The following is a 16,029-nucleotide window of genomic DNA, read 5'->3' on the forward strand; positions in this document are numbered from 1 at the left end:
ATGATGTATACAGTTAAGTATACACAAATGTAGACAGTGATGTAGGACGAAAAGAAGCTCTAAGAAAGGCGTTGAGTTTAGGCTCAGCGCCTTTTTGTTTGTAAATGACTAGTTAGTCTAGTAGCTTAATAATTTATATTAGGGTTGTAGCCAGGGAGGTGTTAGTGGGTGATATAGTAGGTGGGATTATATTTTCGTTTTTTATCTTGCTGCTTATAGTTGCTATTACAGAATTCCTTGGCTTTCACGCTATTGTCAAAACACTTTTTAGGATAGACCACGCTCCTCTTTTCAAGATAAAGCTTTTCTGGTTAGCTACTTTATTTCCATTAGCAATTGCGCTTGCGCTTTCAATACCAATGTTCTTGTCTACTAAGTTTGATTTTACGCCGCAAGGATATTCAAAATTTGTAGAGCTGTTCTCGTTCCCTCTCTGGATAGCGTCCGGTTCCATAATTTTTGGTGTACTTGTTGGGAGGTTTCATGGCTCTGTTCAGCGGTATGAGGGGCTTAGCCAAACGGAAAGCAACAATAACTTTAGAAACTATATCGAACATAAAAAACTTTTTTTTGAAAAGTTAGATTTTGACGGTATAGCTTTTAGGGCAATGCTTACTTTAGAAAGGGATGATAGTTTTCAAGATGTGAGTGATTACGATATGGACTTTCACTTAGATAAAGAGCGACTTTATAGGTTTTTCTTTCCAAACAATGATTATAAAAATTTTGATATAACCAAGCGGGCGAGTTTGATTGAAATGTCAGAGATAGATATTTCAGCAGACGCGGAAAAACTTAACGTAAAAGCACATGAAATGCTTGAGAAATTGTCTGGCATTACGGGTGTTTCATTGCATCGAGGTCTTAAAAAACGGCAGTTTTATTGTCACCAACAAACAAACTATCCATACGACAATGCTTATACTGACTTTGCAAACCTGCAATGTTTTGGCTTAGTTTTGAGATACCTTGATGATTTATTATTATCGTTATCTGATTCACCAGAACCATCAGGCAGGAACGAATCAGACTTATTTTTGATTAAACCTTTTGAGCCTTGCGAGATAAGATTTAGCCTAATCAATCGCTACAGGCAGGCAGAGCGAAATAGTTTGGATGCAGCCCTAAAGAATGAGGCTTTCGTGAACACTCGGTAGGGCTGAAGGTAATCTAAATATATCGCTTTGCTAGCTGATGTATGTACTTTAGAAGTTAGTACGGTCGCTAAGGCAGTGTTATTTTAATTTAAGTAAAGCATTTTCATTTGTCATTTAGAAGTCGCAACTTCGGTCGCTAACTTGTCAGCAAGCTCATTACCATGAACATCGCTGTGGCCTCTTACCCACTTAACGACAACATCAGGCTTATCTTGCTTCAGTTCGTCGATACGTCGCCATAAATCCTGATTCTCTACAGGCTTCTTGTTTGACTTTCGCCACCCATTTGATACCCATCGCTTAAGGTACTCATTGTAGCCCTTGGCGACCATATCGCTGTCTGTATGAATGATGTCGTGAGTTACTGCGAGTTCGAGAGCCTTAATGACTGCTAGCATTTCACAACGTACATTCGTAGTCGTATCTTTACCCTGCTCGGGCTCTACTCGTGCCTTGTAGGTCTCTAGAACTTCGTCATTTTCGTTAAGTATCACAACGGCAATGCCTCCTTGCTTACACCCGTTTTGATTATTTGGTGCTGCGCCATCTGTGTATATGTATCTTGGGTTGGTATTCATAAGTATTTCCTCTTAGTTAGTTATCGTTAAATGTTTTGTGATAGTGCTGGCTCGAAGTTCGTCGCCTTCAAGTACTCATCGTTCATTGCGTCAGACAAGACGCTTGTGCTGCTGGCCGGCACAATAAAACTGTCGTGAACCGGAAGTGTTGGTATATCTAAGTTGGTCAAAGTGTTAAGCACACTGTTAGCTATGAGGCTGTCTTGATGTTGCAACGACTTCCACTGCTCAACATAGAATTGGTCTCTTATGTCGCTATGTCTCGACTCAAAGAGGCTCAGTGCTTCTTCTGCTTCTTTGTGTGTCATGCTTAAGTGGAACGCTACTGAACGTATAGCCTGTGTTCTGCTGCTGGTGCTGGTGGCTACAAGTCCAAGCTTCTTTGCTGTCTGCCTGTCTAATCCATCAATGTCGTAGCAGTCATCTGGTGCGGGTAAGCCAACTCGGTTGTACATAAGCCTTGGGTGTAGAGACTTATAATCAAGCTCAATGCATGGCTCTCCATTGATTGTGATAGTCCTCCTTTGTGCTTGCGACAGGTTCTGCGCGTCACAGTAGAAGCGTCCACCTGCGTCCCAGTCATTCTTAAAGATTCTTCGGCACGTAACATCAATAGGTAAAAGCGTTTGTGTGCTTGAAGAGCCTGACTGGTAACACCAAGTGACACTGCGCCTCAGTTTGTTGTGCTGCTGTATGTCTGAGCGCATTGTCTGAGTCAGCTCGTTATCCTCATAAAGCACATAATCACTCGGGCTATGCCGTAAGATGATTGGGTCAGCTACCTGAGAAATATCGACAGCGCTAAAGTTGGATTCAGGCTGCAATAGTTCAATGCAGTGTTCAGTGGGGAGTACTAACGACGGTATACCTGATAGATGCCCTTTGGACTTAAAGCCTTTTCTAATACTCACCAGTCCAGCTTCTTCAAGTTGTTTAAGTTGGTGTGTAACGACTCTGTTGCTAAAGGGTGATACACGAAATCTCTTGGGTATTTCAGCGCGCTTCTTTCCGAAAGGAACCAGGATGCCGGTTGTCACTTTGTCTCGAGTGGCTCTAAGTAGGTTCAGCGTAATACAGCTCATTGCGGCTAGAGTCTGCTTTGTTTCTCTTGTTCGGCGCTTTAGTAGAGGCTCAGCAAGACAATCGGGCACACGTGTAGCAACGCCTTTTGTCGAACGAAGCGGGAAAGCGTGTATTGGCTCAGTAAGTTCACCTTCGCTACTTTGTATGGCCTTGGACCATTGGTGATGGGGTTGTGGGTTGACTAATAATTGATTCATTGTTTCTCCTTCTCTTAAATGCCCACATAGTGCTGCTGGTGGCTCCTGGTCTAGCCTTTGGCCTGGCGCTAAGTCCGTTAATTACCAACCAATTAAGGTAATTTGTTACAGGCACACAAAAGCCAGCCTCTAGGTAAAACGCTAGAGAGCTTTAGTCAGCATTAAGTGGATTTGTTAGGGTGATTAAGTTAGGCGGATATAGAGTTGCGACTTTTTGTTATGCGCACTTAGTACTCAAAATTGATAAGTCTTCTGCGTAGTGTCTCTATATCTATATGCCGGGGATACTCAGTGTGTCTTCTGCTTACGCAAGGGAATGTTGAGATTACCAATAGCTCTTCCATAGGTCAGGGAGTGATAGGTAATCTTCCTTGCTTTTCGTATCCTATGTCGGGGACACACAGAGCCACTGGAAAAAACAGGGGAGTAGACAAAGATTCATCCAATTAATGTATATGCCTGCTCCCTAAGGCGGGGACACCTGCAGCCCTTGTGTGGATTGAGGTTCAGCTTAGAGCGTGTAAAAACTCCTGAGAGCCTCTCTTAGATCGAACTGCTTATTTGCTTGTGTTTGCCTTAACGCTTCGAGATTCGATCTTAGGAGGCCATACAGAACCTGCTTTACGCTATTATGACTTGATTCTAGCCTTGAATGATTCAGGTGTTAGTTCAAACGATTCTGAGACTGCGCCCTTGAGCTTGTAGACTTTCCACGTACCTGTCTTCTTTGAGTACGAATGTACTCGGTAAATCCAGAAGTTGTCGCCTTTAGCCTCTGAAACTTCAACCTCATTACGAGAGATGTAGAAAGCATTGCTAGCACTGCCTTTGGTCGTCTTTACCTCGATATACTTCTCGTTACCGTCAGCATCGAATGAAAGTACATCATAGCCAGCTTTAGGGTCCTCAAGCGCCACATGCTTTATCTTAGCGGCTAGCTTGTGCTTGCCTTGTTTCTCAAGCTCTTCTTTCTCGTGTGTAATAACCAGCTCTTCGCCAGCTAACCCTAAGTTTCGATTGGCTTCATCTCTAGCTGCCCAGTCAACCTCACCCTTCTGGCCCCTTTGGCTGTCAGTGCTGTTGCCAGCTTTGGTATTGTTCGAGTTGCGTCTCTTTGGAGGTGCCGTTTCAATAAGCTTGCTTGCCGATGTATCAAAAGCAGTTTCTTCGACCGCCACGTTAGCTCCAGGCACCCAATCGTATAGCGCCTTTAAGCTTGGTGATGGTGATAGTTGGTGGTCATCTACATTATACATAACCCACACAGGCTTATTGGGCTCACTAGCATCATAGGAATATTGAAGGTAAGTTAGACGTCCTACATATGTGAAGCGCGATGTCTTCCCTTTATGGTTTGCTTTTGGTCGTGCAAATAGAACTACAGGCTCCTTCGCAAAAATCATCTGCATATGTGGCGTAGAGGGTGTATTCGTGTTTTGTGACTCCCACTGAAAAAACTTACCGTCGATAAGAAACTCGTTGTTATACCGATAAGCCTCTGCTTTGCTGTCTTTGTCCAGTGTTACGAACAAAACTACACAGTTCTTGAAGCGGGTTATACCAGTAATCTCACGACTGTTTGACGGCGGAGGGACATTCGCTAAAGGTAGCGCTTCATCACGTGAGTATTCTTCACCAACTTCCATATTATGATAGTTAAAAACTTGTGATGGTCTTCCGGCCATAAGCGCCTCCTTGTGCTTTGTCTAGGTATTCTGGCCCGTGATACAGGTCAAAACGAAAATTAACTGTGTTAGCTTGTAATCATATCATTGGAGAGGGTAATTGAATGGACCTAGAAACGCTATTGAAACTTAGAGCAGCCAATATCCGGCTGCCAGACAACTCTTACTTTGCATACCAGGACACAGAAATATCTGACTTTAGGGTAAAACCAAAGCCCGGTGTTGAGTTAGAAGGGGGCGGGTGGGTTAGCCTAGCAAACGTTAATGTTAGAGCAATAGCGTTCCATTTCGACTAACCCTAGGCTGCTCATGCTTTAACGCCTTCCGTCAGTACTTTGTGTACCGCTCCTTTACTACAGCCTGCCTCAGCGGCAATCTTAGCCATGCTCAAGCCTTCCTCTCGTAGCTGGTGGATTCTCTCACGGTCTACAGACTTCTTACGTCCAAACTTAACGCCTTTCTCCTGTGCCTTAGCGATACCTTCCATCTGTCTTTCGTAGCGCAGAGACAACTCAAACTCAGCAACAGCAGCAATCATGTGGAACATTAGCTTACCGTGTGGTGTGGTTGTGTCGATGCCTTGGTCAATTACAATGAGACCTACACCTTTATCATCAAGTAACTTCGAGATATTCGCTAGGTCAGCCACTGAACGACCTAAACGGTCTAACTTGGTCACGACAATAGCTTCACCCTCACGCACGTAATCAAGCATCTTCTCTAGCTCTGGTCGCTCCGCTGTCTTACCCGAGCGCTTCTCTTGGTAAATCTTTGTGCAGCCTTTCGCCTTCAATGCGTCTAGCTGAACGTCTAGCTTCTGGCCTGTGGTTGATACTCGTGCGTAACCGATAAGTTGACCTGTCATGATAAATTCATCCTGTTCAATAAAGTCTAAGGGTTAAGTGACCAGTAAGATAATGAACGGTAAGTGAACGGTCAATAGGTAAGTTCAAAAAAGTATACCTTAGTAGATGAATGTCAATGCGGGAATTTGTATTGCGAACACTGATTGGAACAACCTCCAAATTTGACGTTCGACTTCTAAAGCCACCAGTAGAGCCTGCGTTTTGTCTTTGTGTTTGGTTAATATTAGCAGCCTTATGTTTGCCCCATCGGGCGTTCCTATAGTGCGTAGAGGCGCAATACGGGGCTTAAATGTCGATTTGGTCTCTCAGGTTTTTGTAGTGAAATTGGTGTTCGGGTATTTCACACTGAGTCCTTTGCGGTGTAACATAAATGGACGAAAAAGATACTGCCAAGAGGGAAATGTTATTAAAAACAAAAAGATAAAGGATTATTCAGTCGAGTTGGATACCTTCATTCAAAATTTGAAGTACTACATCGCAAGTGCGTTTTTTGTTCTGGTTTTGATTTACTTCATCCCTAGGTGGATATCTTCGGTGCCTTTTAGTCTTGACTCTGCGGTTTGGGGCGCTATCGGTGATTTCTTTGGGGGGTTGCTTAACCCTATACTATCGATTTTAACGATACTTTTACTTGTGAGGTCATTAAGGCTGCAAAACAAAGAGTTATCTGATGCTACTAAAGAGCTAAGCTTGACTCGTGAAGTTCATACTCAGTCACTTTTATACGAGGACACTACCAAAATATTTAAAAAGAGGGTTAGTGACATAATGCTTCACAAGAAAGAAAGGGTCTTTGAAGTAAAATCCGAGCACACACTTTTCCCTACAGATGAGGTTTCTTTTAACAGCTCTATAGAGGAAATTCTTTCGATTCTTGTTTACGAATACAGTGAAATAAGACACAAGGTGTTATTCTCGGAAGGTGACTTTAAAAAGATTAAAGACCATGTAGACCGCATATATTTTAATTTAAACCAGGAGCTTATAGAGTTATCCAGTGCGGCCATGGACCTTCTAAAGATGGGGGTTCCACCTTATCTGATTAGAGATGAACTTCAGATAGTACATGGCTTTTTGTTTAAGATGTACACAATCGCCCATAACATCCAAACTGATAGGATGAGTGAGGGCTGGAAGATGTATGAAGAATTAATAAATAACCCCGACATAGTGATTCTAGTCTAACTTTTAGCAAAATTCCTTCAGGCAGTCAGTCTCATGTACCATCTCAACATACTGCCACAGCTGTCCTTGTTTTTGTACTTATTGCACAAGTTATACGCCGAGGATAGCTTCTTGTGCTCGCTAGTTTCGTCGCGGTGTCTTTAGGGCGTCCCATCTGTTCTAGCGCCGTTGCAAAAAAAAACCTCTGAACGAGTGTGGGCCTGTCTTTTAGACTTTGAACTCGGAGCCCCTTGTTTTGGTGTACTCCACTAATCCTTAAGATTGTCGTTTGGGGTGAAGATTGTTTTTGCGGTGTTCTGGTGGTGCATAGAGGTACCCTATGGGGGAGTAGAGACTTCATCACTGTCTATTCGGTCTCTCAGGTTTTTGCAGTAAAAATCGTTGACGGTCTTTGAGGTTCCAAGTGTAAGGGTCAAAGATTTGAGCAGCTTATAAATTAAATCAGTCTAGGCCTAAATTAATGTTAGTCTAATACAGAACAAATTAAATGGAGTTAATTAGGTGAATCCAACAATCAGTCAAGCAGTAGTCCAGGTGAGTTTAATCCTGTTTTCTCTAGCTTTATCGACGGTCATTAATTATGCATCTTCATATAAAGGTACTTACCAATTGAACAAAGTGGTAGTAGACGAAGTGAAGTCTGTTGCTAGCATACAAGTTTCAAATCATGGCGGAAACGAACTAGAAGACATCAAGATACTAGTGCCTGATGAAATAACAACATCAGATATTAAGAGCTCTATTCCAATAAAAGTAAGCCTGACTTCAGACTCATTATCTTCGCCAAATGATAAAATCCTTACACTATCGCTAATACCTGCGAATAAAACAATTGCCCTAATGATACCTTATAAAACCGGCTTAGAGTGCTGCCAAATTTTAAACCCAGGTCAAGTTGGAATTAGTGTCGTTGATGGAGGTTATAGCCCAAATGCTCTATGGCAAGCTTTTAAATATGCTGCTATTTCTATAACTATATATTCACTTTTCTTTATATTGGGGATCTATGATAGCACTAAACGGGCAAAGTCTATTGAGAAAGAAATGTCTTCACGAATTTCTGAAGCTAAGGCTAAATTTGAGGCTGTAGAAAAAGAAAAAGACGAACGATATCACCTGTTAAAAGAAGAACTAGAACGAAGAAGCGAAGAAAGTCGACAGGACAGTGAGGACCTAAAAAGTACCGCAAGGGAAATGAAAGATGAGCTCTTATCGGTCCAAAAGGTTGCAGCACGATTCAGGATGACTAATTTACGTAGGTTGGAAGACTATAAGAAAGAGCTTCAGTTTTGGAAAGACACAATAAGAAAGATGTTGTATACCCAGAATGGGAAAGACGAAAAAGCTCAAATTTTATTTAACATTGTGACCGATAGCCTCAAAAGCTATTCGACTAGAGAAAATAGTACTTTAAGCCTCACTGAATTGAATCATATTGTAGAAATAAAAAAAGAAGACGTTGATGGTCAAAATGACTAGTCAACAATGGATGAATATACTTTGAACAACTCAATTAAACTGCCTCGCCGCGAAGGTGAAGATGCATTTATAGATGGGGTATCGATTAAGGAAAATCCTTACGGAACATTACTAAGTAATACCCAAGCTTTCGATTGGCATGCCGGTTATACGCGAATTGAGGGTGAATATAATAAGCTATGGCACTACCTTAAGGAAAAAGACCCTCACGAGAGATTAATTTTAAAGAAATCAAAAAAAGAGTATTGCAATTATTTAAAGACTGGAACGGGAGCAAATGAGATTTGGATATCATTGGTTATTGAGCACTTTAGCCCATTGGAGTGAAAGTTTTGTATGTGGCACAGTTTAACTAGGGACATTAGTAGATGGGAAACAGCCCAGTGTTGGAGAGAGCCTAGCTCAAATCTAAACCGACAGTGGGTCCAGAAAAACCTAGTAACTGTTCGCCAAAGTATGGGCTAATACAAATTCCCAAAATTAAAGTAGTGTTGACACTTTATCCATAGCTTCCTTAAGCTTACTTAACTCATGTCCTTTCGAATAGTAACCATAAGACATTGTTTCTCCGCGTTCATGGCCTGCTATTTGAGCAGCTATATTCTCCGCTATGCCAGCTCTCTCCATTGCTGTTATATGCATGTGTCTAAAAGAGTGAAAGCCTTTAAGCTTATTGTCAGTTACATGTCTTACTTTAAAGTTTGAGAATGTTCGGCTAGCTGCCTTGCTTCCAATGCCAATAACAAAGTCATCTTCCTGTTTGTTTTCAATGTGGTTCAACAGTTTTTCACCTATTGAATCAGGTAGAGGCACTGTACGTGTTGCTGCTTTAGTTTTGCCTTTCTCAATGTTTATCGCAATGATTCCGTCAACAATAACAACATGCTTCTTCTTCAAGTTGCAAAGTTCGCTGATACGACATCCTGAGTAGATACCTAAGTCTACAAGTAATTTATAAACCGGCTTTTCCCACTCATAACTTCTTATTTTCATCATTTCCTCTGCACTGAAAGGTTCCCTTTTCTCTGTCAGCCTTCCGTCTTCACTAGAGTATTTATGTCCAGCAAAAGGGTTGTCTCCTGATACCTCTTCTACTGTTTCCGCGAACTGCCAAATAACTTTAAGTCTACTAATCTTGGCTTGCACAGTAGCTTTTTTGTATGTCTTTTCCAGGTGTCTTATGTACTGATAAACCATCTTCTTGGATATATCATCAAGTGCGACATCAGGGTCTTGAAGCCAGTCAAAATGCTTGAAGCAATACTTATTGAAATCAGAAATAGATGCTTCGGTCTTCTGTAAGGTCTCGGCTGTCTTTCCTTTACCCCAGTCTGCTTTCCATAAGCTGTATGCTTCAGTTAGCCTTATCTTGTACTTATCACTAAAGTCACGTGCACCATTAACAGTCATGTAAGCCTCGAGCTCGAGAGTACGCCCTTGCTCTAAAAGACGCTCAGGGTAAATTCCAAGGTCCCATTCTTTAGGATAATGCTTGCGGCTCCGCTCCAAATCTCTCACGAGCTCTCGGAACTTCTGCCCTTCGCTGCTTGGTAAAGTGGTGAGTGACTTCTTTTCTAGTTCACCATTTAGAACATCTCGCTTTTGCCTGGCTAGCCGAATGTCTCCAGTTTCAAGGCTTATTTGAATAAATGTCTGGTCTGGATAATGATTTACTAGGTGCTTTGGAACTCGGCGTTGATACCACCAGATATTCCCACGTAACTTTAGGTGCTTTGTGTCTGTCTTCTTGCTCATATTATCGCGTAATGTAGCCAACAATGTAGACAGTATTGTTTTCATAACTGACTGAAAGTCAATAGAAATGAGGGTTTTTTAATGTTTTGGGCGGCATGATGTAATCACCCCCAAAGCTTTACGCTTTAAAGAAAAGCGCAGCTCTTGAAGCTGCGTTTTTTTGTATCAATTACTTTGCCATAGTTCTTAGGCCTAATCTGCACTAACTCAAACTCCTCTTTCATATTGTCATTTCTGTCGTAAAAGTCGCATTTAAAAGATTGGTTTTGACAGGTTTTTTTCGCGTGAAATTTTATATAAGATTTTATCTTATTGATTAAATTAAGTTTTATTTTATGCGCTTTACCTAATAAAAGTATCCAAAAGTATAATGGCTAAAAAAAGATCAAAAATAATACTTTAAAAGACAGCGTTAAATTAATTTAATCCAAGAACAAAGCTTAATTGCAGATTAAGGAAAGCTTAGGGCCCTACGTAATCGGGGGTACAACGCGTATAGCCAAATTTTCTAGCACTTTCATTGAAACTTATATCTTTGTCAGCTTATCGATTTGGTTAATGAAAAAACAAAATTACTAAACTAGAGGTTAAAGCGATGGGTGTAATGACATGGCTAGAAGACTTTTCTTCTGCAACTGATGCGAAGCAGGCGCAGCGAAATAAACAAGCGCTGAATGCAACAACATGCTGCATAATGATGGCAGATGCCAATCGCAATATAATTTTCGTAAATGACGCCGTCCAAAAATTACTGAAAGACAACGAGTCTAAACTCAAGGCCGTTTTACCTAACTTTTCGGCTTCCAACTTAGTTGGACAAAACATAGATCAGTTTCATAAGAACCCCTCCCATCAGCGTAATGTGCTAGCTGAATTAAAGTCTACAATGGTATCTTCCGTTACTATTGGCGATTTGATATTTAAGCTTACGCTCACCCCTCTTTTTGACCAATCAAACAAAAACATTGGAACTATGGTTGAGTGGGTAGATCAATCTGAGCTATTGATTAAAACAACTATGCTCAATGTTCTTAACAAGGCACAAGCGGTCGTTGAATATACAGCAGATGGTGTTATCCAAAATGCTAATAGTAAATTTCAAGAAATAACAGGCTACGATGAGTCGGACTTGATAGGAAACCATCACAAAATACTCTGTACTACGAGTGAGAAAAAATCTGAGGCTTATTCAGAGTTCTGGAGAGAATTACGCAATGGTAATGAGCAAGAAGGCGAATATTGCGTTATTAGCAATAGTGGTGACGAAATTTGGTTACAGGCTTCATTTAACCCTGTTATGAATGAAGCGGGCAAAGTAATCAGAATAGTGCAGTTTGCTAACGATATTACAGAAGCTAAATTGAAAAACGCTTACTTTGAAGGCCAGATAGATGCGATAAATAAAGCGCAACCTGTGGTTGAGTTTGATATGGGCGGAAAGGTGTTACATGCAAATGATAACTTCCTCTCTTTGATGGGCTACAGCTTAGAAGAGATAAAAGGGCGTCATCATAGCTTATTTGTCGATGAAGAGTTTAAGCGCAGCATCGAATACAGTCAGCTCTGGGACCAGCTTCAAGACGGTATACTTGTAAGTGGTGAATTCAAACGTACAGGTCGAGGGAATAAGGAGGTATGGGTTCAAGCTTCATACAACCCTATATTCGACTTAAGCGGCAAGCCATTTAAAGTCGTACAGTATGCCGTAAATATCACAGGCAGGAAGCAGGCTATTAATGACATCAAAACTACAATGGGTGAACTAGTTAAAGGCAATTTGGACTGCAAGATAGAACACAAATTTGAAGGTGAATTTGAGGTTCTTGGAAACGCAATAAATCAATTTGTTGAACAAATGTCCAACACAATTGGCGCGATTTATACGGCAGTTGAGACTATTAATACAGCCTCATCAGAGATTGCAACTGGTAATTCAGACCTCTCAAGCAGAACAGAGCAGCAGGCTTCTAGTCTAGAAGAAACTGCGTCGAGTATGGAGGAGTTAACCGGTACCGTTAAACTCAATGCAGAAAACGCGGCGCAAGCTAATGGGTTAGCATCCCAAAGCTGCGGCGTGGCAACCCAAGGTGGAGAGCTTATCAGTCAAGTCGTTGATACCATGTCACTAATCAACGAGTCAGCGCAAGAAATTTCAGACATTATTGGTGTCATAGACGGCATTGCCTTCCAAACCAACATTTTGGCGCTAAATGCTGCAGTCGAAGCAGCCAGAGCCGGTGAACAAGGGCGAGGCTTTGCAGTTGTTGCTTCGGAGGTAAGAAGTTTGGCCCAACGTTCGGCAGAAGCCGCAAAAGAAATTAAAGAGCTAATTTCTAACTCAGTAAGCAAAATAGAGAGTGGAAACACGCTAGTTAGGCAGTCAGGTGAAACAATGCAAAACGTTGTAGAGTCGATAAAGCGGGTAAACGACATTATGACTGAAATTGCTGCGGCTAGTTCTGAACAGGCCTCAGGCATTGAAGAAGTGAGCAAAGCCATTGTGCAAATGGATGAAATGACGCAGCAAAATGCGGCACTTGTTGAAGAAGCTGCTGCAGCAGCCGAAAGTTTACAGCATCAAGCAGGTAACTTATCGCAAAAGGTGTCCATGTTCAGTGTTGCAAAAAGACCTATTGAAGTGCAGGCCTCTGCTTTATCTTCAGTAAGTAACAACCCAAAGCTAGAAGATAAAGCTGCTGAACATCTGAATTTGTTAGACACAAAACAAGTGCTTAAACCAAGCATGCCTGCCTCAAGTGAGTGGGAATCGTTTTAAACATTTGAGCAAAGGTCTTAGCTAGTCTTTACTTTAGCTGAGACTTTTGTGATTTTTAGAAATGAGCTATCAGTCGGAGTTCTGCATAGGGTAGTGCGTCAAGACGTTGAACTGACCAATAGAATGTAAGCAGTTTACTAGGGTATAATTAGCTAGCACCATTTAAACCTCATTAACCTCGATACGCATTAGGTCCAACACATGGCAACGGCTTCCGCACTTCACATTTTGGTAAAAACAGAGAAAGAAGCGCTTTCTATTTTAGAGCAGCTTAAAAAGGGTAAGGATTTTGCGACGTTAGCAAAGCGCCATTCCAAATGTCCGTCGGGTAAGCGTGGCGGCGATCTTGGTGAATTTCGTCGTGGCCAAATGGTAAAAGCTTTCGACGATGTGGTGTTTAAGAAAGAAGTGCTTAAAGTGCATGGGCCAGTTAAAACTCGCTTTGGTTTTCATCTAATAAAAACACTCTACCGCAGTAGCTAGGCAATAAAAGAAAGGCTTCAAGCGCCTTCCTGTCATCACATATTAGACCGGCGATGCGCTAGTTACCTGGCTCCCATTTTTCACCGCATACTGAATTTTTGGTAAATATGGCGTAAGGGCTGTTGGTCTCGTGAAGTGAACTGCGAAGTGCTGCACCGTGATCTACTTCAATAAAAGGCGTATCAGGCGCTTTGCCTTGTCCATCCAACATAAAATAATCGCTGGTATAGCTTGTTAGCATCATACGGTTTTCATAACCCATATCGCTCAAACGTACTCGGGTAATGGCTTTGAACTTAGCGTTAGGGTTTGAAAGCCCTACAATCTTTTTAAAAAAGTAGCCTTTATCAGATTGCAGCTGCGAAAAACCGTTTAAGGTGTTAATCAGGGTTTTCAAATCTATGGCTTCGCGCTGCAGCATAAAGTCGTGATGAATAGCATTCCCGTCTTTTCTAAGGCTGTCCTTTGACGGTGTTTTGCCGGCTGTATAGGCCTGCTCTGTTTCAAACGAAGAGAGCGTCTCTTGTCCTACTTCTGCATAGTTAACCAGTGCGTTTGTGTTCATGTTTACGTAGTAGTCGCTGATCCCCGCAGGTACCACTTCAAACAGCATAACATCTGGCGTTACAGCGCCGCGCTCTTCAGGCGTTTGAGGGCCTTTGGCTGCGCACTTGTCAGAAATGAAATAGTAATACTGGCCCGCTTCAATAGCGAAAGCTGTATTGGACAGCACCGCGCAGGTGGCCAGAAGTAGTAGCCTAGAAGTGAGCTGCTTAATTGCCGTTACAGCACTGCCTATTTGCATATCAAAGACGCCTTATTGTTTGATGCATTTATAGATAATACCAACGCATGCGGACTGGTATAAGGCGTCATTGTAAGGGCTTAGAAAACAAAGGGCGAGAAAACCAGGGAAAATTAGCTTAGTTGTTTTTTTTCGTTGCCAGAGCTTTCTAATTTTTCTATCTCTTTCCAAAGTGTCTCAGACTCAGCCGTTAACAGCGAATACGTTTTGATATCACCATTTCGTTGTGCATGCATGGCTTTCTCCAATAAGGCATCGTATTGCTTGCGCATTTTTTTCGTGGGGTTGTTTTTAAAAAGTCCAAACATGGAAAAATTTCTCTTTTTAGTAGTTTGCGGTATAACGCAATAAGGGAAGGTTTCGATCACCACACTTAATTAACAAACTTTCATGGTAAGAAAGCGAGATCTATTTTTCTTCAACAGATTCTTCATTTCGTATGCGCCCCACCATTGTAAAAACTTCCTTGAAGTTAATTTCAACATTTACGTCTGTACAAAAAATAATCACATTTTTCTTTATTCACATTGTGAATAAGAAAATATCGAGGCCATTTATTATCTGTATGCCATTTCTTTATTCGTATTAGTTATTAGTCGTAAGGAAAAGGTAGTGGTTAAGCATAAGTCTTTCGCGTAGCTTTTCTCTGCTTTCGCCTAAAAATAAAGCGGTCCCACGGATGAGTACTGCAGAAAAAAGAGCGAATAAAGCAAAAATTGAATGTAATTTAGCCAAGGAATGCTAAGCATAAGCGAATTAAATGGCTGTGCGGCATAAGGTTGGTGTCATTCTCAAATTGCCAACAAGTGAGGAGGTGTATGTGTGAAGATCATAATATTAAATGAGTCAAAAGCGCCGGATACGCTCAATAATGTGGAGAAGCGCTGTGCGGCTACGCCAAGTAGCGCTCAACGTCTGGTGAAGAAAGGTGCAACTTTACTGCTCGAAACAGGTGCAGGAAAGGGGGCTGGTTATTCAGATAAAGAATATCAAGATGTGGGCGTCACAATCCTTGATGATGTGAATGATGCATTATCAACAGCAGATATGCTGGTAGCGGTGAATAAACCTGCCGATGCGCAGCTAGCGTTGATGAAAAAAGGGGCCATTGTGGTAGGCCATCTTGACCCTTTCTTTCAGCAACCGCTTATTGAATCTATTGCAGAAAAAGGGCTGACCGCCATTTCTGTAGAAATGATTCCACGCTCATCTCGCGCTCAGAAAATGGACGCATTGAGCTCGCAAGCCAGTCTTGCCGGTTACGTAATGGTGATGCAGGCAGCCAATCAGCTGCCATCAATACTCCCTATGATGATGACACCATCAGGTACCATAAAGCCAGCGAAGGTATTCATTATTGGCGCAGGTGTAGCGGGCCTTCAGGCCATTGCAACGGCTAAACGTTTAGGCGCAAACGTGCTTGCTTACGACACCCGTGCGGTAGTGGCAGAGCAAGTAGAGTCTCTAGGCGGCAAATTCCTTAAAATCGACATTGGTGAAACAGGCCAAACGAAAGACGGTTATGCAAAAGAACTGACAGACGAACAAAAAGCAAAGCAGCAAGAAGCCCAGCGCGACGCGATTGCTGACTCTGACATTGTTATAACTACTGCTCAACTATTTGGTCGCAAACCACCCGTACTAATTTCAAAAGACACCCTGGCACTGATGAAACCAGGCAGTGTTGTGGTTGATATGGCGGCTACATCAGGCGGTAACGTTGAAGGTTCGGTTGCTGGCGAAACAGTTGAAGTTAACTGTGTAAAGGTAATCGGTAACGGCAACTGGAGTCAGTTTGTTGCGAGAGCCGCCACCGACATGTACGCCAATAACATCTATAACCTTGTGGATGAGTTCTTTGATGATGAAACCAAAACCTTTGGGCTGAATCTAGAAGACGACATTCTGGCTGGCTGTGTTATTACCCACGACGGCAAGATAACCAACGACATGCTTAACAACGCATACAAAGGAGCCTAA

At 42.0% G+C, this 16,029-nt stretch carries 15 protein-coding genes; 8 read left to right on the top strand and 7 right to left on the bottom strand.

Annotation, left to right across the window (positions count from 1 at the left end; genetic code table 11):
• Positions 1-164 precede the first annotated feature (164 nt).
• Complete coding sequence (locus tag ACXAFM_RS10165; protein ID WP_474834382.1) at positions 165-1,157, top strand: hypothetical protein; 993 nt, start codon at positions 165-167, stop codon at positions 1,155-1,157.
• 110 nt (positions 1,158-1,267) lie between these two features.
• Here ACXAFM_RS10165 and ACXAFM_RS10170 read toward each other — a convergent pair whose 3' ends face one another.
• The 3 genes from ACXAFM_RS10170 to ACXAFM_RS10180 all read right to left on the bottom strand — a co-directional run bounded on the left by ACXAFM_RS10170 (position 1,268) and on the right by ACXAFM_RS10180 (position 4,700).
• The gene (locus ACXAFM_RS10170) at positions 1,268-1,735 is read right to left on the bottom strand and encodes an RNase H family protein (protein WP_474834384.1); all 468 of its coding nucleotides are present in this window, start codon (positions 1,733-1,735) and stop codon (positions 1,268-1,270) included.
• A 26-nt stretch (positions 1,736-1,761) separates the two neighbouring features.
• A complete protein-coding gene (locus ACXAFM_RS10175; RefSeq protein WP_474834386.1) occupies positions 1,762-3,015 on the bottom strand; it encodes a hypothetical protein in 1,254 nt (417 codons plus the stop codon).
• A gap of 629 nt (positions 3,016-3,644) precedes the next feature.
• Positions 3,645-4,700 (bottom strand): DUF3427 domain-containing protein, encoded by a 1,056-nt coding sequence (locus ACXAFM_RS10180; protein WP_474834388.1) that lies wholly within the window; start codon positions 4,698-4,700, stop codon positions 3,645-3,647.
• A 104-nt stretch (positions 4,701-4,804) separates the two neighbouring features.
• On the opposite strand from ACXAFM_RS10180, the gene ACXAFM_RS10185 reads away from it, so the two are divergent.
• Positions 4,805-4,996, top strand: a complete 192-nt coding sequence (locus tag ACXAFM_RS10185) for a hypothetical protein (protein ID WP_474834390.1) — start codon at positions 4,805-4,807, stop codon at positions 4,994-4,996.
• A gap of 11 nt (positions 4,997-5,007) precedes the next feature.
• Here the strand turns inward: ACXAFM_RS10185 and ACXAFM_RS10190 are convergent, their stop codons facing one another.
• Positions 5,008-5,565: a recombinase family protein gene (locus tag ACXAFM_RS10190; RefSeq protein ID WP_474834392.1), complete on the bottom strand. Its 558-nt coding sequence runs from the start codon at positions 5,563-5,565 to the stop codon at positions 5,008-5,010.
• A 319-nt stretch (positions 5,566-5,884) separates the two neighbouring features.
• On the opposite strand from ACXAFM_RS10190, the gene ACXAFM_RS10195 reads away from it, so the two are divergent.
• From ACXAFM_RS10195 to ACXAFM_RS10205, 3 genes are all read left to right on the top strand, one after another.
• A complete protein-coding gene (locus ACXAFM_RS10195) occupies positions 5,885-6,751 on the top strand; it encodes a hypothetical protein (protein ID WP_474834394.1) in 867 nt (288 codons plus the stop codon).
• Positions 6,752-7,252: 501 nt separating this feature from the next.
• Entirely contained in the window at positions 7,253-8,230 is a 978-nt protein-coding gene (locus ACXAFM_RS10200) for a hypothetical protein (protein WP_474834396.1), read from the top strand.
• A 6-nt stretch (positions 8,231-8,236) separates the two neighbouring features.
• Positions 8,237-8,557 (top strand): hypothetical protein, encoded by a 321-nt coding sequence (locus ACXAFM_RS10205; protein WP_474834398.1) that lies wholly within the window; start codon positions 8,237-8,239, stop codon positions 8,555-8,557.
• 153 nt (positions 8,558-8,710) lie between these two features.
• Here ACXAFM_RS10205 and ACXAFM_RS10210 read toward each other — a convergent pair whose 3' ends face one another.
• The gene (locus tag ACXAFM_RS10210; protein ID WP_474834400.1) at positions 8,711-9,985 is read right to left on the bottom strand and encodes a tyrosine-type recombinase/integrase; all 1,275 of its coding nucleotides are present in this window, start codon (positions 9,983-9,985) and stop codon (positions 8,711-8,713) included.
• A 595-nt stretch (positions 9,986-10,580) separates the two neighbouring features.
• Here ACXAFM_RS10210 and ACXAFM_RS10215 point away from each other — a divergent pair.
• Together ACXAFM_RS10215 and ppiC are read left to right on the top strand one after the other, a co-directional pair.
• Positions 10,581-12,761, top strand: a complete 2,181-nt coding sequence (locus tag ACXAFM_RS10215) for a methyl-accepting chemotaxis protein (protein WP_474834402.1) — start codon at positions 10,581-10,583, stop codon at positions 12,759-12,761.
• A 201-nt stretch (positions 12,762-12,962) separates the two neighbouring features.
• Positions 12,963-13,244, top strand: a complete 282-nt coding sequence (ppiC, locus tag ACXAFM_RS10220; protein WP_474834404.1) for a peptidylprolyl isomerase PpiC — start codon at positions 12,963-12,965, stop codon at positions 13,242-13,244.
• A gap of 58 nt (positions 13,245-13,302) precedes the next feature.
• On the opposite strand, the gene ACXAFM_RS10225 is transcribed toward ppiC, so the two are convergent.
• Complete coding sequence (locus ACXAFM_RS10225; protein ID WP_474834406.1) at positions 13,303-14,049, bottom strand: hypothetical protein; 747 nt, start codon at positions 14,047-14,049, stop codon at positions 13,303-13,305.
• 113 nt (positions 14,050-14,162) lie between these two features.
• Entirely contained in the window at positions 14,163-14,357 is a 195-nt protein-coding gene (locus tag ACXAFM_RS10230; RefSeq protein ID WP_474834408.1) for a DUF6435 family protein, read from the bottom strand.
• 514 nt (positions 14,358-14,871) lie between these two features.
• Between ACXAFM_RS10230 and ACXAFM_RS10235 the strand changes: the two genes are divergently transcribed.
• The gene (locus ACXAFM_RS10235; RefSeq protein ID WP_474834410.1) at positions 14,872-16,029 is read left to right on the top strand and encodes an NAD(P) transhydrogenase subunit alpha; all 1,158 of its coding nucleotides are present in this window, start codon (positions 14,872-14,874) and stop codon (positions 16,027-16,029) included.

This window comes from Alteromonas sp. ABD4_190 (assembly GCF_056160105.1).

Coding starts and splice junctions, on each gene's coding strand:
- ACXAFM_RS10210 (WP_474834400.1), bottom strand. CDS start 9,985: ATGAGCAAGAAGACAGACACAAAGCACCTAAAGTTACGTGGGAATATC.
- ACXAFM_RS10185 (WP_474834390.1), top strand. CDS start 4,805: ATGGACCTAGAAACGCTATTGAAACTTAGAGCAGCCAATATCCGGCTG.
- ACXAFM_RS10225 (WP_474834406.1), bottom strand. CDS start 14,049: ATGCAAATAGGCAGTGCTGTAACGGCAATTAAGCAGCTCACTTCTAGG.
- ppiC (WP_474834404.1), top strand. CDS start 12,963: ATGGCAACGGCTTCCGCACTTCACATTTTGGTAAAAACAGAGAAAGAA.
- ACXAFM_RS10180 (WP_474834388.1), bottom strand. CDS start 4,700: ATGGCCGGAAGACCATCACAAGTTTTTAACTATCATAATATGGAAGTT.
- ACXAFM_RS10215 (WP_474834402.1), top strand. CDS start 10,581: ATGGGTGTAATGACATGGCTAGAAGACTTTTCTTCTGCAACTGATGCG.
- ACXAFM_RS10190 (WP_474834392.1), bottom strand. CDS start 5,565: ATGACAGGTCAACTTATCGGTTACGCACGAGTATCAACCACAGGCCAG.
- ACXAFM_RS10175 (WP_474834386.1), bottom strand. CDS start 3,015: ATGAATCAATTATTAGTCAACCCACAACCCCATCACCAATGGTCCAAG.
- ACXAFM_RS10230 (WP_474834408.1), bottom strand. CDS start 14,357: ATGTTTGGACTTTTTAAAAACAACCCCACGAAAAAAATGCGCAAGCAA.
- ACXAFM_RS10170 (WP_474834384.1), bottom strand. CDS start 1,735: ATGAATACCAACCCAAGATACATATACACAGATGGCGCAGCACCAAAT.
- ACXAFM_RS10205 (WP_474834398.1), top strand. CDS start 8,237: ATGGATGAATATACTTTGAACAACTCAATTAAACTGCCTCGCCGCGAA.